The 26,993-nt window shown below is 44.9% G+C and carries 27 protein-coding genes; 21 read left to right on the top strand and 6 right to left on the bottom strand.

Annotated features, from left to right (window positions below):
- The first annotated feature begins 37 nt into the window (after positions 1–37).
- The 10 genes from AC4G47_RS16420 to glyA all read left to right on the top strand — a co-directional run bounded on the left by AC4G47_RS16420 (position 38) and on the right by glyA (position 9,807).
- Positions 38–409: a cupin domain-containing protein gene (locus AC4G47_RS16420; RefSeq protein ID WP_491106728.1), complete on the top strand. Its 372-nt coding sequence runs from the start codon at positions 38–40 to the stop codon at positions 407–409.
- A gap of 244 nt (positions 410–653) precedes the next feature.
- The gene (locus AC4G47_RS16415; protein ID WP_491101848.1) at positions 654–1,643 is read left to right on the top strand and encodes a LacI family DNA-binding transcriptional regulator; all 990 of its coding nucleotides are present in this window, start codon (positions 654–656) and stop codon (positions 1,641–1,643) included.
- Positions 1,636–2,514: a ribokinase gene (gene rbsK / locus AC4G47_RS16410; RefSeq protein WP_458126859.1), complete on the top strand. Its 879-nt coding sequence runs from the start codon at positions 1,636–1,638 to the stop codon at positions 2,512–2,514. The genes AC4G47_RS16415 and rbsK overlap by 8 nt, the downstream gene beginning before the upstream one ends.
- A complete protein-coding gene (gene rbsD, locus AC4G47_RS16405) occupies positions 2,514–2,915 on the top strand; it encodes a D-ribose pyranase (protein ID WP_491101847.1) in 402 nt (133 codons plus the stop codon). The genes rbsK and rbsD overlap by 1 nt, the downstream gene beginning before the upstream one ends.
- Positions 2,916–2,929: 14 nt before the next feature.
- The gene (locus AC4G47_RS16400) at positions 2,930–4,411 is read left to right on the top strand and encodes a sugar ABC transporter ATP-binding protein (protein WP_491106727.1); all 1,482 of its coding nucleotides are present in this window, start codon (positions 2,930–2,932) and stop codon (positions 4,409–4,411) included.
- 10 nt (positions 4,412–4,421) lie between these two features.
- Entirely contained in the window at positions 4,422–5,384 is a 963-nt protein-coding gene (locus tag AC4G47_RS16395; protein ID WP_491106726.1) for an ABC transporter permease subunit, read from the top strand.
- 14 nt (positions 5,385–5,398) lie between these two features.
- Positions 5,399–6,331 (top strand): ribose ABC transporter substrate-binding protein RbsB, encoded by a 933-nt coding sequence (gene rbsB / locus AC4G47_RS16390; RefSeq protein WP_491101846.1) that lies wholly within the window; start codon positions 5,399–5,401, stop codon positions 6,329–6,331.
- Positions 6,332–6,568: 237 nt separating this feature from the next.
- Positions 6,569–7,312 (top strand): YggS family pyridoxal phosphate-dependent enzyme, encoded by a 744-nt coding sequence (locus tag AC4G47_RS16385; protein WP_491101845.1) that lies wholly within the window; start codon positions 6,569–6,571, stop codon positions 7,310–7,312.
- Between the two features lie 19 nt (positions 7,313–7,331).
- A complete protein-coding gene (locus AC4G47_RS16380) occupies positions 7,332–8,534 on the top strand; it encodes a benzoate/H(+) symporter BenE family transporter (RefSeq protein ID WP_491101844.1) in 1,203 nt (400 codons plus the stop codon).
- A 28-nt stretch (positions 8,535–8,562) separates the two neighbouring features.
- The gene (gene glyA / locus AC4G47_RS16375) at positions 8,563–9,807 is read left to right on the top strand and encodes a serine hydroxymethyltransferase (RefSeq protein ID WP_491101843.1); all 1,245 of its coding nucleotides are present in this window, start codon (positions 8,563–8,565) and stop codon (positions 9,805–9,807) included.
- 117 nt (positions 9,808–9,924) lie between these two features.
- On the opposite strand, the gene AC4G47_RS16370 is transcribed toward glyA, so the two are convergent.
- Positions 9,925–10,545 (bottom strand): NAD(P)-dependent oxidoreductase, encoded by a 621-nt coding sequence (locus AC4G47_RS16370; protein WP_491101842.1) that lies wholly within the window; start codon positions 10,543–10,545, stop codon positions 9,925–9,927.
- A 45-nt stretch (positions 10,546–10,590) separates the two neighbouring features.
- Positions 10,591–12,021, bottom strand: coding sequence for a MocR-like pyridoxine biosynthesis transcription factor PdxR (gene pdxR / locus AC4G47_RS16365; RefSeq protein ID WP_491101841.1), 1,431 nt, complete (start codon positions 12,019–12,021; stop codon positions 10,591–10,593).
- A gap of 270 nt (positions 12,022–12,291) precedes the next feature.
- Here pdxR and AC4G47_RS16360 point away from each other — a divergent pair, with 270 nt between their 5' ends.
- The 3 genes from AC4G47_RS16360 (at position 12,292) to AC4G47_RS16350 (ending at position 16,910) form a co-directional block, all read left to right on the top strand.
- A complete protein-coding gene (locus tag AC4G47_RS16360) occupies positions 12,292–14,397 on the top strand; it encodes a serine hydrolase domain-containing protein (protein WP_491101840.1) in 2,106 nt (701 codons plus the stop codon).
- Positions 14,398–14,743: 346 nt separating this feature from the next.
- Positions 14,744–16,189, top strand: coding sequence for an amino acid ABC transporter substrate-binding protein/permease (locus AC4G47_RS16355; RefSeq protein WP_491101839.1), 1,446 nt, complete (start codon positions 14,744–14,746; stop codon positions 16,187–16,189).
- Positions 16,182–16,910 (top strand): amino acid ABC transporter ATP-binding protein, encoded by a 729-nt coding sequence (locus tag AC4G47_RS16350; protein ID WP_458126864.1) that lies wholly within the window; start codon positions 16,182–16,184, stop codon positions 16,908–16,910. The genes AC4G47_RS16355 and AC4G47_RS16350 overlap by 8 nt, the downstream gene beginning before the upstream one ends.
- 68 nt (positions 16,911–16,978) lie before the next feature.
- On the opposite strand, the gene AC4G47_RS16345 is transcribed toward AC4G47_RS16350, so the two are convergent.
- Positions 16,979–17,797, bottom strand: a complete 819-nt coding sequence (locus tag AC4G47_RS16345) for a MerR family transcriptional regulator (protein WP_491101838.1) — start codon at positions 17,795–17,797, stop codon at positions 16,979–16,981.
- Positions 17,798–17,899: 102 nt separating this feature from the next.
- On the opposite strand from AC4G47_RS16345, the gene AC4G47_RS16340 reads away from it, so the two are divergent.
- The 4 genes from AC4G47_RS16340 (at position 17,900) to AC4G47_RS16325 (ending at position 20,131) form a co-directional block, all read left to right on the top strand.
- Positions 17,900–18,097: an SDR family oxidoreductase gene (locus AC4G47_RS16340; protein ID WP_491101837.1), complete on the top strand. Its 198-nt coding sequence runs from the start codon at positions 17,900–17,902 to the stop codon at positions 18,095–18,097.
- Entirely contained in the window at positions 18,033–18,512 is a 480-nt protein-coding gene (locus tag AC4G47_RS16335) for a Rossmann-fold NAD(P)-binding domain-containing protein (RefSeq protein ID WP_491101836.1), read from the top strand. The genes AC4G47_RS16340 and AC4G47_RS16335 overlap by 65 nt, the downstream gene beginning before the upstream one ends.
- Positions 18,513–18,645: 133 nt before the next feature.
- A complete protein-coding gene (locus AC4G47_RS16330; RefSeq protein ID WP_491101835.1) occupies positions 18,646–19,008 on the top strand; it encodes a hypothetical protein in 363 nt (120 codons plus the stop codon).
- Between the two features lie 88 nt (positions 19,009–19,096).
- On the top strand, positions 19,097–20,131 hold the full coding sequence (locus AC4G47_RS16325) for an NAD(P)-dependent alcohol dehydrogenase (RefSeq protein WP_491101834.1): 1,035 nt from the start codon (positions 19,097–19,099) through the stop codon (positions 20,129–20,131).
- Between the two features lie 100 nt (positions 20,132–20,231).
- Here the strand turns inward: AC4G47_RS16325 and AC4G47_RS16320 are convergent, their stop codons facing one another.
- From AC4G47_RS16320 to AC4G47_RS16310, 3 genes are all read right to left on the bottom strand, one after another.
- Entirely contained in the window at positions 20,232–21,512 is a 1,281-nt protein-coding gene (locus AC4G47_RS16320) for a glycoside hydrolase family 27 protein (RefSeq protein ID WP_491101833.1), read from the bottom strand.
- Positions 21,513–21,620: 108 nt separating this feature from the next.
- Positions 21,621–22,502 (bottom strand): helix-turn-helix domain-containing protein, encoded by an 882-nt coding sequence (locus tag AC4G47_RS16315; protein ID WP_491101832.1) that lies wholly within the window; start codon positions 22,500–22,502, stop codon positions 21,621–21,623.
- 27 nt (positions 22,503–22,529) lie between these two features.
- A complete protein-coding gene (locus AC4G47_RS16310; protein WP_491101831.1) occupies positions 22,530–23,141 on the bottom strand; it encodes a TetR/AcrR family transcriptional regulator in 612 nt (203 codons plus the stop codon).
- A gap of 138 nt (positions 23,142–23,279) precedes the next feature.
- Between AC4G47_RS16310 and AC4G47_RS16305 the strand changes: the two genes are divergently transcribed.
- The 4 genes from AC4G47_RS16305 to AC4G47_RS16290 all read left to right on the top strand — a co-directional run bounded on the left by AC4G47_RS16305 (position 23,280) and on the right by AC4G47_RS16290 (position 26,923).
- On the top strand, positions 23,280–24,041 hold the full coding sequence (locus tag AC4G47_RS16305) for an alpha/beta hydrolase (RefSeq protein WP_491101830.1): 762 nt from the start codon (positions 23,280–23,282) through the stop codon (positions 24,039–24,041).
- 189 nt (positions 24,042–24,230) lie between these two features.
- On the top strand, positions 24,231–24,677 hold the full coding sequence (locus AC4G47_RS16300; protein WP_491101829.1) for a ribonuclease domain-containing protein: 447 nt from the start codon (positions 24,231–24,233) through the stop codon (positions 24,675–24,677).
- Between the two features lies 1 nt (position 24,678).
- Positions 24,679–24,954, top strand: coding sequence for a barstar family protein (locus AC4G47_RS16295; protein WP_145325942.1), 276 nt, complete (start codon positions 24,679–24,681; stop codon positions 24,952–24,954).
- Positions 24,955–25,228: 274 nt separating this feature from the next.
- On the top strand, positions 25,229–26,923 hold the full coding sequence (locus tag AC4G47_RS16290; RefSeq protein WP_491101828.1) for an ABC transporter substrate-binding protein: 1,695 nt from the start codon (positions 25,229–25,231) through the stop codon (positions 26,921–26,923).
- Positions 26,924–26,993 lie beyond the last annotated feature (70 nt).

Raw genomic sequence — 26,993 nt, 5'->3', positions numbered from 1 at the left:
ATGTGAGGTTGCCGGGGTAACCCATTCGTGAAATAGGATTCCACTATACCAACGATTGCTGTACCAAAATTTCTTAGGGCAAAGTTATCTCCAAACCTTGGTATCTGATCCCAAAGTGAACGTGGGTGTTGGGAATGTTACATTTGAGCCGGGATGCAGAAATAACTGGCACATCCATCGTGGTGGATTTCAACTGTTGTTAGTAACAGGTGGGGAAGGATGGTATCAGGAAGAAGGCAAACCTGCTCAGTTCTTAAAAGCCGGCGATGTTATTGTGACTCATGATGGTGTCAAACACTGGCATGGAGCCGCTAAAGATAGTTGGTTTGAACATATTGCGATCACTGCAGGTACACCGGAGTGGTTAGAACCTGTGACAGATGAAGTGTACGGAAATGCTACAAAATAAACGGTGAATAATGTAATTGAAATAAGAAAATGACGAGGGCGTTATCTGACGATCTCGTCATTTTCTATGTTTAACAGCATGCAATTTGGGGACGTCTAATTGGCATTAAATCTTGGATATGCCTGTATTTCAGTACATTAGCAATAGACTTGGAGAAATTTCCAGAATGAAAACGCTTGTCAAACTGAAAAGAATATGATAATTTAATATCTGTAACCGGTTACACATTAGAGGAGAGCATCTTATGACAACAATAAAAGACGTAGCTCAACGGGCTGGCGTATCCGTAGCCACCGTATCAAGGGTCATTAACGATAGAGGTTATGTTCATGCGGACACACGCAAGAAAGTGGAAGATGCTGTGAAGGCGCTTAACTTTTCGCCGAATGAAGTGGCCCGCTCATTATATAAGCGCAAGTCCAAACTGATTGGCCTGTTGCTCCCGGATATTGCAAACCCTTACTTTCCGCAGTTAGCCCGCGGCGTAGAGGATCGGATGCAGGAGCAGGATTACAGATTAATATTCGGAAATAGTGATGAGGAGGAACGGAAGGAGCAGGATTACATCCAGACGTTTATCCAGAATAACGTGGTCGGTGTAATCTCTTCAACGAACTACCCTCATTCTTCAATATATGAAAACCTGAAGATTCCCGTGGTGTTTCTGGACAGAACTTCACTGGATCGTCCATCCGTGTATGCGGATGGCAGGGAAGGTGGAAGATTAGCTGCAAGGGAGATCATCAACCGCGGTAGTCGCCGGATTACGGTTATGCAAGGACCGTCACAGATCAGGCCCGCTCAGGATCGCTTCGAAGGAGCGATTGAAATCATCCGTGAAGCCGGGTTAGACTACCGGGTAATCCAGACGACCTCATTTTCAATTAACGAGGCAAGTAAATGGGCTGAAGAATTATTCAGGAAGTATGCGGACACAGACGGGGTCATTGCCAGCAATGACATCGCAGCCATGGCAGTACTGCACGAGGCATCACGAATCGGAAGGAAGGTTCCTGATGACGTCCAAGTGATTGGTTTCGATGATATTCCGATGAGCAGCCTGTTATCGCCGGCATTGTCCACCATCCATCAGCCAGCATACGAGATGGGAAGAGAAGCGGCGGGATTACTTATCCAGCTTGTGGAACAAGCTGCAATAGAGAACAAAAACATACAGCTGCCCGTAAGTTTCATCGAACGGGGCACTACGAGAAAGGTGAGATCAGATGGCTAAAATATGTGTAATAGGAAGCAGTTCAATGGATCTGGTTGTTACTTCTGCAAGACGGCCGGGAGCGGGTGAAACCGTTCTTGGCGACAGTTTCAAAACGGTTCCTGGGGGCAAAGGGGCCAATCAGGCTGTTGCCGCTGCACGGCTGGGTGCCGAGGTTACGATGATCGGCCGGGTAGGCGACGATGCCTTTGGCAAAGATATTTTAGAGAACTTCAAAATAAATGCTGTAAATACGCAAAATGTGAAACCGGTTACACATTTAGAAAGTGGAACGGCTCATATCATTCTGGCAGAAGGTGATAATAGTATCATAGTTGTTGAAGCGGCGAATCGTGAAGTCACTCCTGCATATGTCGATGAGGCGGCTGAGGTCATTCGAAATGCAGATATCGTGCTGATTCAGCAGGAAATTCCGGAGGAAACGGTTGTTCATGTGAGCGCATTGTGTGCAGAATTCGGAACACCGCTGCTGCTGAATCCCGCTCCGGCGAGAACATTGCCGCAAGAAGTGATCGACAACGCCGCATATATCACGCCGAACGAGCATGAAGCTGAGATTTTATTTCAGGGCATGAGTCCGGCACAGGCATTGCGTCAATATCCGAACAAGTTATTCATTACGGAGGGCAGTAGGGGTGTACGTTACTTTGATGGTACAGAAGAAATTCTAGTCCCCACTTATAAAGTGGAGGCTGTCGATACTACTGGGGCAGGGGATACGTTCAACGCCGCATTTGCAGTCGCTTTGGCTGAAGGCAAACCGTTACAAGAGAGTATACGCTTCGCCAACCGGGCTGCATCATTGTCCGTCACCAAGTTCGGAGCGCAGGGCGGCATGCCAACGCGTGATGAAGTAGAGGTGAGCTTGTAATGAAAAAAAATGGCATACTGAATAGTCACATTTCCAAGATTTTGTCTGATCTGGGTCACACGGATTTGATTGCGATTGCGGATGCGGGTCTACCCGTACCAGACGGCGTGCTCAAAATCGATCTGGCCCTCAAACTGGGCACACCAAGTTTCCGCGAAGTTGTGGAATTGATCGCTGAAGATATGGTCATTGAGAAAGTCATTGTGGCAGAAGAAATTCATGAAGGTAATCCCGTAGCCATGCAATTCATTACGGAGAGATTCGGTGGAGAAGCAATCGATGCTTCCATCAACCACGAACAATTTAAAGTATTAACCCGGCAGGTGAAGGCGGTTATTCGCACTGGCGAAGCCACACCCTATGCCAATTGCATTTTACAATCGGGAGTCCATTTCGGTTAAAAGGAGGTTGCATGATGCACATTCAGATGCAAAACATTCATAAGGCATTTGGCACCAATCAGGTGCTGAGCGGAGTGGATTTTGAACTAAAAGATGGTGAGGTTCATGCCTTGATGGGGGAAAATGGAGCCGGCAAATCCACATTGATGAACATTCTGATTGGTCTCCATCAGCGAGATCAGGGAACCATCACCATAGACGGAGAAGAAAACTATTTTGTGAGTCCGAAGGAAGCAGAGAAGCTGGGTGTCACATTTATCCATCAGGAGCTGAACGTATGGCCTGAAATGACGGTGTTGGATAATCTATTCATCGGTAAAGAACTGACGTCATCCTTCGGATTGCTCAACACGAGACAAATGAAAGCGCTCGCCAAAGAACAGTTCGCGAAGCTTTCCGTAGACATTCCGCTCGAAAGTCCTGCTGGAGAGTGCTCCGTCGGGCAGCAACAGATGATTGAAATCGCAAAAGCACTCATGACGGATGCCAAGGTCATCATTATGGACGAACCAACGGCAGCTCTCACGGAGCGTGAGATACAGAAGCTGTTTGGTGTAATTACCTCGCTAAAGAAAAACGGAGTATCCATTGTGTATATTTCTCACCGGATGGAGGAGATATTCACGATCTGTGACCGGATTACCATTATGCGTGATGGCAGAACGGTAGACACCCAGCCCATTCCGCAGACAAGCTTTGATGAAGTGGTGCGAAAAATGGTAGGTCGTGAACTTACGGAGCGTTATCCCGTTCGGAAACCTTCTTATGGTGATGTCGTTCTGGAAGTAAGGAATGCAAGCAGCAAAGGGTTATTCGAAAATATCAACTTCACTGTTAGAGCGGGAGAAATACTCGGTTTCTCAGGACTTATGGGTTCTGGACGGACAGAGATTATGAGAACAATCTTCGGTTTGGATACGTTGGATAGCGGTGAAATCTTCATTCGTGGCAAAAAGGCGAACATCCGTAAACCGGCCGATGCCGTGAAACATGGTATTGGGTTTATTACAGAAGACCGCAAGGATGAGGGCCTGGTATTAGACTTCTCGATTCGCGAGAATATGGCGTTGCCGAATCTGTTCAGTTTCTCAAGCAAAGGCTTCATCTCAGCTCCAAAAGAACAAGAATTCGTAGATACACTGATCAAGCGTCTACAGATCAAAACACAATCCTCAGAAACGGCAGCAAGGAATCTGTCCGGGGGCAACCAGCAGAAGGTGGTCATCGCCAAATGGGTTGGAATCGGTCCAAGTGTACTAATTCTGGATGAACCTACTCGAGGGGTGGATGTCGGTGCGAAGCGAGAAATCTATGAATTGATGAATGAGCTGACAGACCGCGGTGTCGCCATTATCATGGTGTCGTCGGAGCTGCCTGAAGTGCTTGGCATGAGTGACCGAATTGCGGTTGTACATGAGGGGCACATCAGTGGTGAGGTTTTGAGGGAAGAAGCAACACAAGAGAACATTATGACATTGGCCACAGGGGGACAGTGATATGACAACAATGCAGGTAAACAAAACGGCTAAAAGCGGCTTCCGTTTCTCAAATGTAATACAAAAATTGGGACCGCTACTCGGCTTGATCATTCTTATTCTCATCGTATCGGTGTTGAATCCAAGTTTCTTGGAACCGCTTAATATTTTGAATTTATTACGGCAAGTTTCGATTAATGCACTGATTGCCTTCGGTATGACGTTTGTTATCCTGACGGGCGGAATCGATCTGTCGGTCGGCTCAATCCTGGCTTTATCCAGTGCTTTTGTAGCGAATATGATGTTGTCTGGCCTGGATCCGATCTTGTCCATCATTATCGGTGTAGCGCTCGGTGGTGTCATGGGTATGGTGAACGGACTGATGATTACCAAAGGCAAAATGGCTCCGTTTATCGCTACACTCGCTACCATGACCATATTCAGGGGATTAACATTGGTTTACACGAATGGTAATCCAATTACAGGACTCGGCGATAATCTATTGTTCCAACTGTTTGGCCGCGGTTACCTGCTGGGTATTCCGGTACCTGCGATCACCATGCTGATTACCTTCATGATACTGTGGATTATTTTGCATAAAACGGCTTTTGGCCGCAAAACGTACGCTATTGGTGGTAATGAGAAAGCTTCCATTATCTCGGGTATCAAAGTAAATCGCGTGAAAATTATGATTTACTCCCTGACAGGTATGCTCGCTGCTCTGGCGGGTGCAATTCTGACATCGCGTTTGAACTCAGCACAACCAACAGCAGGTACATCCTATGAGCTGGATGCCATCGCAGCCGTTGTATTGGGTGGCACAAGCCTCGCTGGAGGACGCGGACGTATCGTCGGTACACTGATCGGTGTTCTGATTATCGGCGTATTGAATAACGGATTGAACTTGCTCGAAGTAAACTCCTTTTACCAAATGGTTGTGAAAGGCGTCGTAATTGCTATTGCTGTCCTGTTGGACCGCAAGAAAACAGCATAAGGAGAGAAGCGAATATGAAAAAGTGGACTTTAACACTCGTAAGCATGCTGATGATCATTGTTCTGGCTGGATGCTCTCTGGAGCCACCCGAATGGGCGAAACCTGACCCTTCCAAAAGTAACGGACAGAAGAAAATAGGTTTGTCGATATCAACACTCAATAATCCATTCTTCGTATCATTGAAGGACGGGGTAGTTGCTGAAGCTAAAAAACAAGGAATACAGGTCATCGTGGTGGATGCCCAGAACGATTCTGCCAAACAAACAAATGATGTGGATGATCTCATTCAACAGGGAGTTAGTGCACTTCTGATTAACCCTGCAGACTCCGCAGCGATCTCTACAGCGGTTCAATCCGCCAACAGCGTGGGTATTCCCGTGATCACGCTGGATCGCTCCGCAGATAAAGGCGAAGTAGCGGCATTAGTTGCGTCTGATAATGTTAAGGGCGGACGCATGGCAGCAGAATACTTCGTGGAACAACTGGGTGAAGGAGCAAAAGTTATTGAACTTGAGGGTGTGCCTGGTGCTTCCGCAACAAGAGAGCGGGGTAAAGGCTTCCATGAAGTGGCTGACCAGAAACTCGATGTGGTTTCCAAACAGTCTGCTGATTTCGATCGGTCCAAAGGATTGAATGTCATGGAGAACCTGCTTCAGGGTAATCCTGACGTACAGGCTGTATTTGCTCATAATGACGAGATGGCACTTGGTGCGATTGAAGCGATCCAAAGCTCGGGTAAGGACATTCCGGTCATCGGATTTGACGGCAATGACGATGCAATCAAATCCATTCAGGATGGAAAGTTGACGGCTACGGTCGCTCAGCAGCCCGTACTGATTGGCGAATTGGCATTGCAAGCTGCTCTGGATGTGCTCAGTGGTAAGCAGGTGGAGCCATCGATCCCCGCTGAATTGAAACTGGTAACCAAGGAAAATGTTAACGAGTAAATCATCTTATAGCATGTTTCTCACCTCGTGGAGATGAGCATAGGACTAAACCAAGCCGCTAATTTAGCGGCTTTTTTACATTTGTTTTGGATTGCTCAATTATAGAGTCTTTGGATATTTATAACCAATCCATCCGTTGTTATACTAGCATGACGTTCTACACAGTCTTCACAATACATAAGGAGGAGCTAATCTCAATTATCCATTCCTGTGCGGAATAGAAAGAAGGCAGATGACATGAAGCATCTAGTTGAAGAAAATCTCCAATCGGTAAGACAGCAAATTGCCTTGGCCTGCCAGTCTTCGGGGCGTGACATAACGGACATTACATTGTTGCTCGCCACCAAAACGGTTCCGTTAGAGAAATTACAAATTGCTATTCAAGCAGGTGAGGTCCTATTCGGAGAGAACAAAGCTCAAGAACTCCGAGATAAATTCCCGCTCATGGAACAAAGCAAACAGGTGGAATGGCATTTTATCGGACATCTGCAAACGAATAAAGTAAAGGACGTTGTTAAATATGTTACTCTCATCCATTCCGTAGATCGTCTGAAACTGGGTCAGGCGTTACATAACCAGCTTCTCAAAGAGAATAAGACCCTAGACATTCTTGTGCAAATTAACACGTCCTACGAAGAAAGTAAATTTGGTGCCTCTCCAGAAACTGCCGTTGAGCTTGTAGAACAGTTAACTCAATTCGAAACGTTGAACGTGAAAGGCTTAATGACCATTGGAAAACTGAATGCGACAAACGAAGAAACACGGCATTGCTTTCGTTTGTTAAACCGTATTCGCACTCAAATTAAAGAGAAAAACATCCCGCGTGTAGAAATGGATATTCTATCGATGGGCATGTCCGGTGACTTCCAGGTCGCTATTGAAGAAGGAGCTACATTGATACGTGTAGGAACAAGTGTATTTGGACCACGCTATTTACCGGACGAATATTACTGGAATGAAAACACACGCATCGATGATTAAGTGAGAGGTAGTGTTAAATATGAAGACAGCATCCCCTTCGTTACGTGGTCGCGATCTGATCTCACCGGTTATCGCCGCTTTAATATCCGTAATTGTTAATTACGGGGGGACATTTATTCTTGTGTTTCAAGCTGCAAAAGTGGCTGGTTTAAGCCCGGAAATGACTACTTCCTGGATTTGGTCCATCTCGATTGGGGTAGGAGTAACGGGGATCTGGCTCAGTTATCGATACAAGGAACCGATTATTACAGCCTGGTCTACACCGGGTGTGGCGTTTCTCGTTTCAGCATTAGCGGTAACCCCTTATCCAGAAGCTATTGGCGCTTACATGATTTCGGCAGTTGGATTTATTATTTTGGGTTGGTCAGGTATGTTTGAACGTTTCGTTCGACTGATTCCCCCAGGCATCGCCTCCGGATTGTTAGCAGGTATTCTACTACAGTTTGGAATATCGGCCTTTGGAGGAGCGAAGGTTGATCCTTTGCTTGTTACTGTGCTGTTTGCAGCCTACATCGTGCTAAGAAGATTTACTTCCCGTTATGCCATTGTTGGTATATTGGCAATCGGTTTGATTTATTTGATTTGCATGGGGAAAACAGACTTCAGTACGATCCAATTGGCGGTCGCATCGCCTGTATTTGTTGTTCCAGCATTTTCGTTAAATGCTTTACTTGGCGTTGCGCTCCCGCTGTTCATTATTACCTTGACAGGGCAGTATATGCCCGGAATGCTTGTTTTGCGTAATGATGGATTCAAGACAAGTGCCAATCCCATTTTGGCCGTAACAGGTTTGGGTTCACTTCTTGCAGCTCCATTCGGATCACATGCTTTTAATGTGGCAGCTATTACAGCAGCGATTTGTACAGGAAAAGATGCACATGAAGATGCAACTAAACGATATATAGCAGGTATTGCTTGTGGAATTTTTTATATTTTTGTCGGCATTTTTGGCGTAACATTGGCTGCTCTGTTTTTGATTCTTCCTGCTACTTTTATTGCAACATTAGCCGGACTAGCCTTACTCGGAACAATTGGGGGGAGTCTTGCGAATGCATTAACGGATCCTAAAGGACGTGAAACCGCATTGATAACATTTTTAGCGACAGCAGCGAATGTGACTTTACTTGGTGTCGGTGGTGCATTTTGGGGACTTTTTGCAGGAATGATGGCACATCTACTGATGAATAGCAAATTTCCAAAAAGACAATTTGAATCGAATTGATAACTGTTATGTTGAGAGGAAGATGTTCATGAAACAATTGGAGAAGCAAGATAAAGTCGTGGCAAATGCTATCCAGCAAGAGCTTGGAAGACAGCGGGATACGATAGAATTGATTGCATCAGAGAATTTTGTAAGTCAAGCTGTGATGGAAGCAACCGGCTCAGTATTGACCAATAAATATGCGGAGGGGTATCCGGGCAGAAGATATTATGGCGGTTGTGAGCATGTAGATACAATCGAGGAGATAGCGAATCGCCGCCTTAAAGCACTTTTTGGAGCTGAACATGCGAATGTGCAGCCTCACTCCGGTTCTCAGGCCAACATGGCTGTGTATTTTGCCTCGGTTGAGATTGGTGACACAATACTTGGCATGAATCTATCCCAAGGTGGTCATCTAACACACGGAAGTCTTGTTAATTTTTCTGGGAGATTTTATAAGTTTGTTCCATATGGTGTCGATGCACAAACAGGCCGCATTGACTTTAACGAAGTACGTAAACTGGCCTATAAGTATCGTCCACGCATGATCGTTGCAGGTGGGAGTGCATACCCGCGGACCATTGAGTTTGAATTATTCGCCCAAATTGCCGCCGAAGTGGGAGCCCTTTTCTTTGTAGATATGGCGCATATAGCCGGAATAGTCGCAGCAGGTTTGCATCCTAATCCGGTACCGCATGCCCATTTTGTTTCAACTACCACGCACAAGACTTTGCGAGGACCACGAGGGGGAGCCATTTTGTGTCGGGAGTCGTGGGCACAGGCGATCGATAAAGCTGTATTCCCGGGAACTCAGGGTGGGCCTTTCATGCATGTCATAGCAGGGAAGGCGGTGGCGTTAGGTGAGGCATTGCAATCCGATTTCACAACATATATTGAAGGTGTTCTGAATAACGCCAACGTATTGGCAGAAACTTTAATGAATGAAGGACTCACCCTTGTATCGGGTGGGACAGATAATCATATCGTGTTGGTTGACTTACGAACTATGGACCTTACAGGCAAAGAAGCCGAAGCTTTACTTGATGAAGTGGGGATTACAGCGAATAAAAATGCAATCCCTCACGATACGGCAAGTCCTTTGGTCACGAGCGGTATTCGTTTTGGAACTCCGGCTATGACGTCAAGAGGACTTGGAGCCAGGGAAATGAAAGAAATCGGACAGCTTATAGGGGTGGCTTTCAAAAATCCCAAAAGTTTGAAGGTGAAAAATCAGATATTAGGTAGTGTCCGCGAAATCACTTCGCAATTTCCTCTATATGAAGGGCTTAAATAGTTCAACAGCAGACACATATAGAGCCTGCAATTGTTCCTGATGGATAACAATTGCAGGCTCTTATTTTGCTTGCTATGTTGAAACTTTCTTTTTTGAACAGGAGAGATATACCGTAAGTTAATAGGCTATACCTACACGTGACTCCACATACTCCCCACACGTTATTTGTTGATAAGCAAACTCCGCAGTATCCATGACGGATATAGAAGTTCCGCCATCAGGCAAGTAGTCGCGCTCAACTCGGTACTTACCGAGCGATTCTCCGTCATACAAGTAGGTAGGGCACACAATGGTCCATTCTAACTCTGATGCCTTGAGAATGTTGTACATTTCTAGATGCTCCATTGCTGCGCGCGTTGATTTACGTTTGGATTCGGAGGATTGAAAACGAAGCAAGCCAGGATCGGTTCGACTTTCCAATATTCCTGCCGTACCTATGGTAATGATTCTTTTCATGCGCTCCTGAGCCATAGCTTCAACAATCAATCTCATGGATTGCGATAATGTAGTCGTTCCATCGGTGCCCAAGGCACTAACAACGAGATCAGCCCCCTGCATGGCGAGATGAATATCTTCTTTGACTAAAGCATTCCCTTGATGCAGAATGAAATTTTTATCACTAATTTGTACCTTCTCCGGGCTTCTAACCAGTGCGGTTACTTGATGATTGGAACGTAATGCATGAGAGACGAGATGACTTCCAACTCTCCCAGTGGCACCTAACACGGAAATTTTCAAAATACAATACTTCCTTTCAGACCGGATTGGAAAAAATGTCCTTCATTATAATAGAGTCTGTGCAAGGCGATGTATACCTTCCTCAATTCTATCCTCATCCACTTTCGCAAAACCTAATATCCATCCTTTTCGATTACTTTCCAGGCAATATTTACTAAGCGGGTATACGCGTACGCCTTGATCAAGGGCAGCATCGGTCATCACTTCTTCGTCAAACGACGTTTCAGATTCAAGAAGCATATGCAATCCCGTTTCCACACCACTTAATGTAAATTGTGAAATTAGCCCAGAAGCTACAATGGCTTTGGTCATGACTTCGTGTCTGCGTCGATATATATTCCGAACTCTTCTCATATGGCGCATGAAATGACCACGTTCAATAAAGTGAGTAAGCGTTAATTGTTCCATAATCGGCAGATGACGATACGTTAGTTCGTGCACTTGGGTTAGCCGATCAATAGCCTTTTTGGGTCCGATGATAGCGGATAGTCGAATGCCAGGCGCAACCATCTTGGAGAAACTCATCATATAAAGCGTATTCTGAGGTTGCTGACTGAAAATGGTCGGAAGTGGATCTCCGCGGTATCTAAATTCGCTATCGTAGTCATCCTCAACAATCCAAAATCGATGATGAGCAGCCATATGCATTAATTGTTGCCTGCGGGGCTCCGACATAATAACGCCAACTGCGCATTGATGAGAAGGTGTGACGAATACGAGTTTAGTATCTGGGTGAATGCGATCTACACAGATTCCATACTCATCGACAGGAACGGGTTCAACCTGCATCCGTCGATATTTCATCGCCATCCAAGCAGCAGGGAACCCGGGGTCCTCTACCGAAACTCTGTCTCCCTCACTTAAGAGTGCCTGAGCAATTAAATCAATGCTATGTTGTGCACCAGAGGTTAACAAGATTTGATCAACATCGATATGAATGCCTCGTTCAAGTGACAAATAACGCTGAATCTGTTCTCTTAACGCCAGTAACCCTCTGGCATCGCCATAAGCCCATATATCCAAATTAGGTTCAGTGGAAGCTTGTAAAAAAGATTGCCTCCAGGCTTTTGTGAAACTTTCATCCAGATAAGGCTCGTGGGGATTAAAATCAATTTCTATTTTGCGATTGTCTCTATTGCCAAACCAACTATGCAGATGACCAATCGAATCGTTTAGTATAGGCAGTTCGGGAGGGATAGGTCCCTGGATCGCGACATCCTCCGATGAACGAGGCGCATATGTCCAATGACTGACCCTCGTCCCGCTACGACGGGAGGTTACCGTATACCCTCTGCTGAATAGTTCCTCGTAGACAATTTGTATGGTTGATCGTGAAACGCCAATTAATTGTGCGAGTTCACGTGATGGAAGTAGCAATTCGCCCGGCGGCCATTTTCCGGTTGTAATATGTTGAATAGCTTGGTCAAGAAGTTGCTGCCAGATCGGGCGATGGTCATTGCGATTCACTTTTAGCATGGATTCAACTCCTGTAGTGATGCTGAGATTATGGATTGCATGTTCTTATGTAATTATGGTTACTTCTGGCACTCCATTGAATACTATCATGGTAAAAGTTGAATTGGCAATAAAGCAAAGTTTAGACTGGTTGATATTTCCCGTGTAACGCGCCTGCTTGGGTTGGTTCATACTCGGTTCATATTGAAGCAACAGACAGTTCATCTTCTTCGGTTACACTACTGGAGTACTACCACAGAGATTCCTAATTCATAGATAAGACAGGAGAAGATGAGATTGACACTGAAAAAACGAACTTCCATCGCCGCGATAACCTTGGTGTTCGCGATGATATCCCCTATGTCCGCCATGGCTGTATCCGCTACAAGTAACGGAAGTAATCTTACGTATGATCTGACCAAAAAGGCAGTAGTCGCGAAGGCCAAGGTACTTACTGAATCATACGCTACGACAAGTGTGCAATACGCGCTGATGGAAGAGGGAGAGATTGTAATCTCCGGTCAGTTAGGCAAAAATGACCAGAAGAACAACATTCCCCTTTCTTCTAATACAATGTATGGCATAGGTTCAACCAGCAAAATGGTGCTCGCAACTGCCGTAATGAAGCTAGTAGACCAAGGCGAGATCGATCTCGATGAGCCTGTCGTGAATTATATTCCGGACTTTAAAATGAAAGATAAGCGTTACCAACAGATCACACCACGCATGCTGCTGAATCATTCATCCGGGCTTCTTGGAACGTCGAGTAATAGTGCAATACTGTTCGGGGACAAGGATACCTACGCACATGATACGTTACTTGAACAATTGGCGACGCAACATCTGAAGGCAGATCCTGGTGCATACTCGGTGTATAGCAATGATGGTTTTACCTTAGCTGAGATTCTGGTTGAGCGGGTCAGCGGCATGAGTTTCACCACTTTCATACACCGGTACATAACGGAACCTCTTGGTATGGACCATACCAAAACACCGCAGGACGATGTGAATCTTAGCCAGATGGCAGCAACATATTCCCCGTCGCATGGGGAGCAGCTTCCCTTAGAGACTACAAACATGATTGCTTCCGGTGGCCTCTATTCCACCGCTGAAGATTTGGTTCAATTCTCGAAAATCTTCACAGGTGAGGTTGAAGGTGTTCTTTCACAGGAATCTGTAGAGGCTATGGAGCAAGAAGAATACAAGAGAGGTATGTGGCCGGAAGATGGCGATACGTCCGTTGGCTATGGCTTGGGCTGGGATAGCGTAAACTTGTTTCCTTTTAATGATTATGGCATCCAGGCAGTAAGCAAAGGCGGCAATACGATAACCTATCATTCCTCATTGATTGTGCTTCCTGAATATAATATGGCTGCTGCCGTAACTTCTTCGGGAGGTCACAGCTCAACGGATCAATTGCTGGCAACCGAACTGTTGCTTGGCGCGCTCGAGGAGAAGAATATCATTCCGGAGCGTAAGCCGGAGAAGTCACATGGCACGCCAGTAAAAGCAACCATGCCGAAGGAACTTACACAGCATACAGGTATGTATGGCGGTGGTGCTAACATGTTAATGAACTTGGACGTGAAGGATGGCGGGCAATTAACCATGTCCAATCTGTCATCTCCTAACAGTCCTGATCAGACATACACGTACATCGCTGATGGTTCTTTTGTTAATAACACAGGTTCGGAAAAGTTGAAATTCGTTCAGGAAGTCAATGGAAACACATATTTGTGGTCTCGCTCGTATCAGTCGGTGCCGGGTCTTGGGCAGATCGCTTCCTCGGAATACAAGGCAGAAAAACTTGAAACTAACGAATTGGCTGAAGAAGTGAAATCCGCATGGAAGAAGCGGGAAGGCAAAGCCTATGTGTTGGTCAACGAAAAGTTCACATCAACATTGTATAACACAGCTATGCCGATGATTCCGATGCATACCTTTAACGAACTGCCGGGTTATATCTACACGAATAAAATCATTGGAGCGAACCAAGCCGTGAATCAATTGCAAATTCCTGGATTGGCGGGCCGTGACACGATGGAGTTCAATTTCTATGAGGAAAATGGTGTAGAATACGTTACAGCTGGAGGCAACGTCTATGCTGCTCAGGAAATTGTAAAACCGATCTATACAGGAAGACAGTCGAAGACAACCATTCAAGCGAATGGTCATGCCACATGGTTCTCGATTCCGGCATCAGCTGCTGGTAAGGAAATGACCGTTAAAATGCCTACCCGAAGCGCTTTTGCTGTGTACAACCAGTCTGGAATCGGCATCAATCACACCGTGGTTAGCGGGCAAAATGAAGTTGTATTGCCTGAGAACGGCAGCATTGTGTTTGCGGGTGAAGCTGGTTCGGAGTTTGAGATAGTATTGACAAGCAAAGCGAATTAATAGAAAATAAAAAAACTGTACATCAAAAAGTCGCGGAAAACGCGGCTTTTTTGATTTCTTAAATTTTAAAAGTAACGTTTTAAAGTAAATGTACCTTTTTTCTGATTTGCGATGTAATATTGGGTTTCGTAAAGCTTATCATAAGGGTAAGTATAAGAGGGCATTTACTGGTTGGAAAAAATTTTTGCGGAGGAAAATGTTGCAAGTGGAAAGGCAGAGCATTGATTGTTAATATACAGTAAATAATAACAATCAAATGTGCAAAAGATCGATTAAAAGCAGGGCAGTAATACCGATACCAAAGAAAATAATGATTATTCGGACGTACCGAGACAGGGGAGGACACATGAAAACAACGAAGATCTCATTTTTTATACTTTCACTGATGCTGCTCCTGGTGAGCGGTCTATCAGGATGGGCGGGAGATGCCTCAGCCACATCCAATTCCAGTAAAACGTATGTTATCGGAACCGATATCACATTTGCTCCATTTGAATATCAAGATGAGAATGGGGATTATGTAGGTATTGATATGGATCTATTGGCAGCAATCGCCAAAGATCAGAATTTCAAGTACCAAATTAAAGCTCTGGGATTTAACGCAGCTGTGCAAGCGCTTGAGGCCAACCAGGTCGATGGTGTGATCGCAGGGATGAGTATTACGGATGAAAGAAAAGCAAAATTTGATTTCTCAGAGCCATACTATGATTCAGGTGTAGTTATGGGGATTAGCGCCAGTAATGACACCATTAAAAGCTACGAAGATCTTCGCGGTAAAAAGGTAGCCGTGAAAACGGGTACAGAGGGGTACAGTTTTGCTGAGTCCATCGCCTCGAAATATGGCTTTACCATTGTTCCTTTCGACGATTCTTCACAAATGTATGATGATGTTAAGACCGGTAATTCGGCCGCGTGTTTTGAAGATGAACCTGTTCTAAGGTTTGGGGTAAAACAGAATAATGGTTTAAAAGTCGTTACCGACAAAGAAGACGGGGCTTCCTACGGATTTGCGGTAAGTAAGGGTGAAAATCAGGAACTTCTGGAGATGTTCAATGCTGGCCTTGTGAATATCAAAGCTAACGGTGAGTATGAGCGCATTATAGAGGAATATGTTGGAGAGAATGCCCAAGTCGTAAATCAGGGTCGTTGGGAGCTCATTCAGAAATCTCTTCCTGCCCTGTTTAAAGGGTTGGGAAACACTCTTTTATACACAATAGTATCCCTGTTCTTCGCGTTTATCATCGGTCTGATTTTCGGATTTATGAAGGTAGGACAGAACAAATTCCTTCGTGGTGTTGCCACCGTATTTGTGGATATCTTCCGCGGCATTCCGCTGATTGTCCTGGCATTCTTTATTTATTTCGGGATACCACAGGCTATGGGATTCACGATGCCGTTGTTCTTGGCAGCGATACTCACACTTAGTTTGAATGCAGGAGCGTACGTCACCGAGATTATTCGTGGCGGTATTCAATCGATTGATCGTGGACAGATGGAAGCTGCCCGTTCATTGGGACTTCCTTATCGTAAAGCAATGATAAAGATCGTCATTCCGCAGGCTGTACGGGTTATGATACCTTCTTTCATTAACCAGATGGTTATCACATTGAAGGATACGTCAATCTTATCCGTCATTGGTCTCGTAGAGTTGACACAATCGGGTAAAATCGTAATTGCAAGAACGTTCTCCTCTTTTGACATTTGGTTAACGGTTGCGATTATGTACCTGATTGTGATCATCACATTGACCAAAATTGCTGATTATCTGGAGGTGAAGGTTCGTCGTGGCTAAAATAAAAGTTGAAGGTTTAAAAAAAAGTTTCGGTACGAATCAGGTCCTTAAGGGAATTGATGTGGCGGTCAACGAAGGAGAAGTCGTCTGTGTCATCGGACCTTCGGGTTCAGGGAAAAGTACTTTCTTGCGCTGCATCAATCAATTAGATGCCATTACGGCAGGTCGAGTGATCGTGGATGATCAGGATCTAAATGACCCTAAAACCAATTTGAACAAAGCTCGTGAAAATATTGGCATGGTATTTCAACATTTTAACTTGTTCCCTCATTTTAGTGTACTTAAAAACATCATGTTTGCACCTAGAGAACTCGGGATATTAAATGCACAGCAGGCGCGTGATACAGCACTCCAATTACTTGAACGTGTGGGTCTGTCTGACAAAGCAGACAGCTATCCAACGCAACTGTCAGGTGGACAAAAACAACGTGTAGCTATCGCTCGTGCACTTGCCATGAATCCGGACGTCATGTTATTTGATGAACCAACCTCGGCGCTGGACCCTGAGATGGTAGGAGAAGTCCTAGGTGTTATGAAAGACCTCGCGAGCGAAGGCATGACGATGATGATCGTTACCCATGAGATGGGTTTTGCCCGTGAGGTAGCTGATCGCGTGATCTTCATGGATGGTGGTTATATTGTTGAGCAGGGGACTCCTGCAGAAATATTTGGGAATCCGAAGAATGAGCGGACGATCAGCTTCTTGGAAAAAGTACTCTAGCACTGATATACAGGTATAACATTGAAAGTCGCTATTTAAGCGGCTTTTTTTGTTTTATGGATTAATCCTTATTTTGAAATGCGAACAGAAATTTTAATCGTATAGTGCTCATAACCTCTCACTGAAAGATCATCTAACAAAACATCCTCATAAAAATATCCAATAAGGTTTAAACCCTCACGTTCACTGTGTTGTAGCATTCGATCATAGGTTGTCTCTACACTGGAATACCCATCCGTATGATAGGCAATTAAGTAAGTACCGTTCTCCTTTTTGAAATTGGCATGCGTTGAATCGTTACTGATTCGGGTATACAGATAATCGTAATTGAACGCTTCATTGGCTAATACCGCTTTGGTATCTCGCATCCAGCCTACCGTATGAGATGCGTTCAGATGATGACTCTCTAAATACTTGTCATGCTTAAGCATAGATTCATAGAAGCTCTCGTCATTGGTGTAAGGGTCGGCCGCGGTAATAACCAGGGCTTCCGCCGACATGTCTTCAAAACCAATGAAGGCTGGATTGATTTTTAACGCAGAAGCAGTGATTTCTTTTTTCTCTGAGATTAGTTGTTTCATTTTAATCAGTTTATTAATTTTCAATTCTAGAAGAGCCTCTTCATCCTCAAGCAAAGTGATTAGTTTCTCTGGGGATCTTTGATCCAGATAATTCTTAATTTCCTTCAAAGGCATATCCAATTCTTTTAGAATGGTGATGACTTTAAAGACATCCATTTGATTCATCGAATAGTATCTGTATCCATTATCAGCTTTAATCTCAGGTGAAAGAATGCCCAATCGATCATAGTGAAAAAGAGTGTCTTTGCTGATACCCATCAATTTAGCAAATTGTCCTGACGACAGATGTGTTAGAGAATGATTCATTAAATCCTCCTTGACTATGGTGTTACACCATACTTTATTGTAACGAAGTACCTTGAGTTTAACAAACGAAGAAGGACGATCAAAGTTAGGGAGGATATATCAATGAATGTATTGGTTACAGGCGCAACGGGGAGCGTTGGCAGACATATTGTCGAGCAACTATTGGACAAGGGCGCAGCGGTAAAAGCGTTGTCCAGAAAAGAAGGGAATTTACCTGCAGGCGCACAAGTAGCCCTTGGCGATCTCGACAAGCCTGAAACCGTCGAACCCCATCTTCAGGGTGTGGAGTGGTTGGGCTGAATCAATTCAGGCAGAAGGTGTCGTACGTCATGGTTTCCCCGATAGCTTAAGTGCACGAATTCATGAAGCCGACATTGCCAGTGTAGCCGTTAAGGCACTAACTGAACCAGAACATAGCAGCAGAATATACAACTTGACTGGTCCCGAAGCATTGTCTATTCGAAGTATGGTCCAACAAATATCCAAAGTTATTGAAAGACCGATCGAGGTGATCGAACTGTCGGAAGAGCAAGTGATAGAAGAATGGAAGCAAAATGGATTTGATGATGATTTCATCCAGTACTTTGTTATTCAGATGGGTAATAATCCGCCAGCAGAGGTGTATACGGTACTACCAACCATCGAAGAAGTAACCGGAAGATCCGCTAGAACGTTCGCACAATGGGTTAGTGAAAATAAATCATATTTTATCTAAACTGGTTCTGAATAGTGGATTGTTGTTCTAATTGCTCAATCTCTCTAAGTGGCGTAAGATAATATTCAATATGTGAAATGAATACAAGTATTCAACGGGAATCGTTCAGGAGAAAAAGAGAGGTCAGTACTCCATGGAAAACGTGTCATATGAAGAACAATTACAATCCATCCAAGCCTTTGAATCAACAATCCGCAAATCAGAAAATGCCTTAGCGAATATGACTCAGAAAGGTAATAACACGACTCTAGTGCAGAAACGCATCAAAGCTTTATACATCGGCTTAGCCATGTTGGAATTTGTCTGGAACCGAAATTCTCATCCGTACACCGAACAAGACATAGCAGGGGCTCGCCTTGTTTTGATTGGATTGTTCCCATCTCTTGAGAGCATGTATGCTAAATCCAAAGAAGGTAGCCCTCAAAAAACTCTTCTGGAAAGAAGAATTAAAGCATTTCATCTAGCTGTTCAAGCTATGGATGATCTGGAAAATTAATTATTCATTTCTGCAGTCTGCCTACTTTGACGGGAACACTGGGTAAATGACCATGGATACACATACGTCTGTCGAATGGAGAATGATCATGGGAGAAAAAACGAATGATGCTGGATTGCCAGGTGAACAAAGTAATAACACCATGAATGCATTGGTATATGATACTTACGGAACGCCAGAAGTCCTTCGATTAGAAAAAGTAGCCATCCCTGTGCCCAAGGATCATGAAGTATTAATTGAGGTCCATGCAACCTCGGTAAACTCCTGGGATTGGGATCTCCTTCGTGGTAAACCATTCGTTACCCGCATCGGCGCGGTCCGGCAGCCTCGTTATCGAATTCTTGGAGCAGATGTAGCAGGTCGGGTAATCGCCGTTGGAGCTGCTGCCACACGATTCAAACCAGGAGACGAGGTGTTCGGAGATCTTTCCGGCTGCAACTGGGGCGGATTCGCTGAATATGTATGTGCTACGGAAAGTGCCTTGACATCAAAACCTGCGGGTATCAACTATGTGCAGGCAGCAGCCATCCCTCAGGCAGCCGTTCTGGCGTTGCAAGGCCTGCGTGATCGGGGAGATCTGCAAAAGGGGCAACGTGTTCTGATTAATGGCGCCGGTGGCGGAGTCGGAACATTTGCCATCCAATATGCCAAATTGCTTGGGGCAGAGGTGACTGGCGTTGATAGCGCTGACAAGCTGAGTATGTTAATCGCTGTTGGAGCTGACCATGTGTTGGATTATAGGAAAGCGGATTTTACTGCAAGGGGAGTGCAATACGACCTGATTCTGGATGTCATCGGTAAGCATTCTGTTTTTGCTTTGAAGCGTGCATTAGTCAGCGGAGGCATATATGTGATGGTCGGAGGTCCAATGCGGCGTATTCTTCTCAATCTGCTGTGGGCACCGATTATTGCGCGGCTTGAGCATAAGCAAATAAAACTTCTCGTTCATAAACCGAATCATGAAGATCAAGAGGTATGGAAAGAACTTGTTGAATCAGGCCAAGTTTTACCGATTGTTGATCGGGAGTACTCATTAAGTGAAGGAGCTCAGGCCATTCAAGATCTTGGAGAGGGTCGTGTGAAAGGAAAAGTCATCGTTTCCATCAAAAAAAGGGACGTTTAAATGGTAGAAAGATATCTTTTGTAACCAATCTTAACGATGAAACCGAAATGAAAGAGAGGTCTGTCTAATTCATGACAGACCTCTCTTGTCTTTTGTAAGCCTAGGTAAACCGATAGAGGCGTACACCATGCGCCGGTACAGTTGTAACTAAGGCGTTCTTTGTGAAATCAGCTGCTTCTCCGCTCCATAATTCCGTACCTTCGGTAATACCCGAGAGGCTGATTTCCTCTATATTGAGATCCACGGGCAGAGATTTCTCGCCTGTATTGAATACAGCGACGTAGGACGAGCCATCACCATGTTGAGCTGTCCATACGATAAGTTCTTCCTGACGTAAGGCTTCTCTGGCTCCATAACTCTCACGATGCATTCGAAGAACCTCTCGGTTGGTTAACAGCGACAGTGTCCAATCATCGTTATCTCGAAGTTCACCACCGAAGATAAGCGGGGAACGGAAGATACTCCACAGTGACATCATCGTCAACTGCTCGTCAGGTGTGAACCGAGTCCAGCGATCTGCACCACCTCCGTCTACAGAACGGATACCGATATGACCTAAAGGCAGCATATCACAGTCTGGCCAGCAACCCGCTTGGGGAACACCTTGCCACGTCCGGCAACGGTCGAACATATCCAATAACAGCGGCCATAGATCCCAGAAGTCATCCGTGACACGCCACATGTTCGCATGCTCAGCTAAGAATTCCGAGTATTCCACGGGAGCAGGCCCAGGAGATAGACTCAGGACCATAGGCCGACCGGAGCGGTCAATTGCTTTGGATATCATTTCGATCTCAGGCTGATGGGTGTCGTAGAGTCTGGAAGCCGCAATATCGTCCACCTTCACCAAGTCAACGCCCCATTGTGCATACAGTTCAAAGAGCGAATCATAATAGGCCTGTGCTTCTTCTTTCGAGCTATCGACACCGTACATATCTGTGTTCCACGGACAGATGGAGTTCGGATGAGCAATATCGCGTGCAGTGGCGGTTGTGCCCAGGATCGGAGTCCCGGCATGTGCAGCTTGACGCGGAATACCGCGCATGATATGAATGCCAAATTGCAACCCAAGACTATGAACGTAGTCGGCTAATGGCTTAAATCCCTGTCCATTGGCAGCAGAAGGAAAGCGGTTCTCGGCAGGCATAAGCCGTGAATATTCATCCATTATTAATGGAACGAACGGACGGTATTGAGAAGAATTGGCATAAGGCTCGTACCATTGAATATCAACCGTAATGTAACTCCAGCCGAAGTCTTTAAGATGTTCTGCCATGTACTCGGCGTTACCACGAATTTCGTCTTCTGTAACGGCCGCGCCATAGCAATCCCAGCTATTCCAGCCAAGCGGTGGAGTTGATGCTGCAAGCGTATGATTCATGGGAATACTCCTCTACTGATTAATTATTGCTCTCGCTAAATTCATCATAATAAAGGATTTTATTAATATCTACAGTAATCTTACATGTGGAATAGCATAATATTGCGGTTAGTCAAAGAACAATTTACGATACACGAGGCTTTCGCCACCACTGCGGAATTCACCTGGCGTAAAGCCAGTTATGCCGCGAAAGGCTTTGATAAAATAACTTCCACTGGAATACCCGACTTGTTCGGCAATGACTTCAATACTAAGAACAGTTCCACGCAGCAATTCCATCGCTTTCTCAGTGCGAACGCGGGTCAGATAAGCGCCCGGGGTCAGACCTGTACTGGAAGAGAAGCGACGTATGAAGTGATATTTGGAAAGGCAAACATGTTCCGCAAGATGATCCACACTGATCATCTTAGAATAGTTGCTTTCTATGTATTCAACGGCCCGTTGGATGTTCCCCGACCAGTTTTCTCTGTTGCTCAGCGTTGTTTTCTGTAATCTAACCAGTTCTGTCATGAACTGATATACGCTTGATGATGCAATTAGAGGATCCGTGATTCTGCCTGTCGCCGCATCGGTCACGATCATTCGCAACAACCGGATTGGTGTACTGTCAGCGGGGAGATAGGGTGTTTCTCCAACTTCGCGAAGGAATTTTCGCCAATGGGGCAGAACAAGCGTGGGTCGGAACAACAGGAAGAGAAAGTCCCAAGGTTCTTTCGATTCCGAATGGTAGTAATAGCGATGTGGACCTGGGATTTCGGCCAAAAAAGCTTGTCCTGCAGTGACATGGTGGATGCAATTATTTGACTCAAATACACCTTCACCCGAGATCGTATACTGGAATAACAGGAGAGGCCCATCCGTACGTTCGAGTCCATCCCAGAGATAAGAAGGGTCCGTTATAGAATCAGATCCGGCAGCAAATAGTGAACATAGTTGGAGCACCTTGTCTTCAGCGAACCGAAAACCATAGGTTCCTCTGGGAATATTCATATCAGTTCTCCTTGTTACCCTGAATTTTTACTGCGCCCCACGAAGGAAGAGATCTACTAGTTTTTTTCCTAATGAAAGATTGGAACCATATTTGTGCAGGTTATCTTCCCGATTCCCCATGAGCATCATGGTGGAGAAGGTCTCTGCCAGGAAAAACGGATCATCCGTCTGCAGTCTGTTTTGATCCATTGCCCGCTGGAAATGGGTGGCTAACACTTCGTGAATACCATGCTCCGCTGCACGTATGTCCTGAATCTGAGCGTGGTCAAGAAAAGGCTCAGCCTCTCTGAGCATCGTTTCAATCTCCGCATGTGGATTTCCCAATCTGGCCTCAGCCAAACATACAAGTCCTGATTCCAGATCTTCAGCTTGATCAAGCATATGCGAGGTTAAACGGCTAACATTCTGTAACATGGTTGTAAAAGCAACCTTGAAAAGCTCTGGTTTGCTGGTGAAATGATAATAGATGGTCGGTTTGGATACGCTACAACTTTTTCCAATTTGCTGAAGTGTGACCGTTTCGTATCCGTACTCCATGAATAGCTTTGAAGCCGTTTGAATGATGGTTTGTTGAATAGAGATATCTTCGTCTGCATGTTTGGGTCTTCCAGGTAAACGTTTCGTTGATTTTTCTGTCATTGGACTTCCCTCCATGAATATTTTATGACAAATAACGATAGTAAGCAAAATCATCTTGTAATTATACTTACCGGTAAGTATAATTATTGAGGGTTGAAAAAACATAAACATTATCCTCATGACAAGGTGGTTTTAGAGTTGAAAACAGCACAACGTACAAACAAATGGAAAAAGATAATCATGTGGACTATTTTGGCCATCATTATCATCGTGGCCGGAGTTTTCGTATATCTTCAATCAGTCACGTATAGTCCGTCTGAGCGAGCAGAAGCGACGTTTACAAGTGATGGTCCGGTTAATGTTACCGAGATTAAGGACGGTTACCGGTTTGAACCCGTGGGTACAGAGGTAACAAAGCCGAATATTATTTTCTATCCCGGCGGTCTAGTCGAACCTGAAAGCTATTCTCCACTTGCCAGAGAACTGGCAGAAGAGGGTCACCGCGTATACATCGCGAAGATGCCAATAAACTTGGCCATTTTCGGTCAGAATAAGGCTGATTCTTTTATCGAGGAACATCCTGATGAATCATTTGTTATTGGCGGGCATTCACTAGGAGGATCATTTGCATCACGATATGCTGCCGAGCACACGGAGAAGTTGAAAGGCGTCTTTTTCCTGGCATCCTATGCAGATGAAGGCGGTAGCTTGAAGAATACGGACTTGTCTATCTTACAGATTACAGGCTCGGATGACGGAGTGCTTAACAGGGAAGACTGGGAGAACTCCAAAGCAAATCTGCCGGAAGACACGACATATGTGAGTATTGAGGGTGGAAATCACGGTCAATTTGGCTCATACGGCATGCAAAAAGGAGATAATCAGCCTGCAATTACGGAAGAAAAACAGTTGGAAGAGGTTGTTGTAGCATTGGAAAGATGGCTAGATACACTGAATTAATGTATTGGATTAATCTTATGCTTAGCTATGATCGGTTATCATCGGAAATAAAGTCGCTAAAATAGCGGCTTTTTTTGTCTCAACAGAATTGATTTAATGACCACAAGTCGTTAACATTAGAGTCATTGTTCATGGTTAGAGGTGTCGACAATACGAATAGCAGCAAGAACAGCAAAAGGAGAAAAGATTATGTTTTTCAGAAAAATGGCTTACACTTTATTTATCATCATTGCCGCATTAATGTTCTCGGGTTGTACTTCACAGTCTTTGTTTGATACCGGCTCTCCTCAAGTTTCGGAGGAAATGGGATTTGATGAGGTTGCCAAGTATATCTCGGAGCACAATGAACTCCCACCAAATTACATGACCAAGAAAGAGGCCAGAGAATTGGGCTGGGTACCAAGTGAAGGGAATCTGCATGAAGTAGCTCCTGGCAAAAGCATCGGCGGCGATGTATTTAGGAACCGGGAAGGGTTATTACCTAACAAAAAAGGTCGGATATGGTACGAAGCTGATATACATTATTCAGGAGGACGGCGCGGAAGCGACCGAATTCTATACTCGAATGATGGCCTAATCTACCAGACGACAGATCATTACAAGTCATTTGAACAGATCAAACAAACGGAGGAATGATATGAGCATCATTCAGATTGACGGAAACCACACTCACACCAAGGAAGAGTTGCATCAAGTGCTCCAGAAACAGCTTGAGTTAGACGAGAGCTATGGAGCCAATTTGGACGCATTATGGGATGTCTTGACTGGAGCTGTAAGCATGCCGCTTACTGTTCAATGGCTTGGATTCGAGAAAAGCAAAGAAATTCTTGGAGATTACGCTGACCAAGTCATCGAATTGATGCGGGATGTGGAAGGCGAGATCCAAGGATTTACGTTGGAATTATATTATTGAAATGTAATATTGGCGTTATGAGGCGATGGGCAACCATCGCTTTTTTGGTCTTCTCAGTTGATTGTGGATCATGTCTAGATCATGCTATTTACATGGCTTAATAATCAAGGTTCGGGTTAAAAGACTTCCCTATACTTTAAGCATGGAATAGGATATGCAGGATTTTAATCGTTTATTAACGCTCAATTATGTAAGCGCATACTATTCCGAAACGAATTATCGTAATGTCTGGATTATTTATCACGACTAACACCATCTAGGGGGCAGAGAAATAATGAGAGCCGTTTCAAAATTGCTAGGAGCATGCCTTGTAACAAGTGTTGTGCTGGTTTCCGCCGGTTGTGGAAATGCTGCAGAGAATGCCGAGTCGAATAGCAGTGATCCGAACAGCCCGATCTCGTTTACTTTCTTTGGAGCAGATGCAAGTCCCAATTGGAACAAAATGCAGGATGCCGTAGGGAAAAAAATTACGGAAGAAACCGGTGTCAGCATTAATGCAGAATTTGATATTTCGAGCGGAGGAGGTAATGACCGCATTTCCCTGATGGCTGCCAGTGGCGATTATCCGGATCTGATCTTCCCCAAAGGCAATTTGACCCGACTCGTAGATGCCGGTGCGATGGTAGATTTGACGGATCTGATCGAAGAACACGCGCCCAATTTGAAAAAGATTTACGGAGAGCATTTTAATCGGTTGAAATACAGCAATGATGACCCTTCAATATATTGGATTCCGACGAACGGTGCGATCGATCAGGTCAGCTTTGACGCTACGAATGGTGCAGCCATTCAACATCGTGTAGTCAAGGAACTCGGGTATCCTGAGATCAAAACCTTAAACGATTTCGAAAACGTACTACGTGACTTTTACGAGAAGCATCCGACAACAGACGATGGGCAGCCAACGATTCCACTAACGCTTAGTGCGGATGGCTGGAGACGCATGATTACGGTGACTGACCCCGCTGCAATGTCAACGGGTGGCCCGGGAGATGGCGAGTATTTCATCGATCCAGACACATATGAAGCCGTTCTGCATTACAAACGCCCAGAGGAAAAGGAATATTTCCGCTGGTTAAACAAGATGTACAATGAAGGCTTACTGGACAAAGACAGTTTTGTTCAAAAAGATGATCAGTATAAGTCCAAAATCGCCAGCGGACGCGTGCTTTCGTTGCTTGATCCGAACTGGGGATTCAGTGATGCGGAAAATGCGCTGAAAAGTGCAGGGAAAGACGACATGACCTACGGATTCTATCCGGTAACACTAGACGATAGTTTTCAGCGCAAAGACTTTCAGAATATCGGCTTTGACGGCTATGGCATCGGGATAACGGTCGATTGTGAAGATCCTGTTCGAGCCATCAAATTTTTGGACTGGATGTCTTCTGAAGAAGGACAAGTATTGAGAAACTGGGGCGTTGAAGGGGAACACTACAACGTGGAAGACGGTGTTCGCACCATTCCGGCAGATGTGCAGGAACGTAAAAACAAAGACAATAACACGTTTACCAAAGAAACCGGTGTAGGCTTGTACTACATTTTTGGTGCCCATTACGGGGATGGTGTTAAAGATTCAACGGACAATTATTACACGACGAATTATCCTGAACAGATTCAGCAAAGTTATTCCGAGGAGGAAAAAGAAGCGCTGAAAGGATATGGCATCACAACCTGGAAAGATTTGTTCCCTTCTGAAGAAGAGTTCCCGGTGAAAGAGTGGGGCGCGGCTTACAACATGCCGATTCCGTCTGATAGCGGGGATTATAATGTGGTGTATCAGAAAACGCAGGATATTATTCAGAAACGGATCGCCGAAGCGATTACATCCTCTCCAAGTGCGTTTGAAGGCATATATGACAATATGATTGCTGAATTGGACGCTGCAGGTGCGGTAGCCATGGAACAACAGTATACGGAATGGATTAAGGATCGCGTTCGATTGTGGACGGGAAAAGAGATCAATTAACTGGCGGTTATGATCGCAATAAAAAACATCGAGCCATCCTGCATGGCTTGATGTTTTTGGCTTTTTCAAT

The organism is Paenibacillus sp. Negev47 (genome assembly GCF_058313655.1).
The sequence above is the reverse complement of the archived record's forward strand: the minus strand, read 5'-3'. Positions and strand labels throughout refer to the sequence as shown.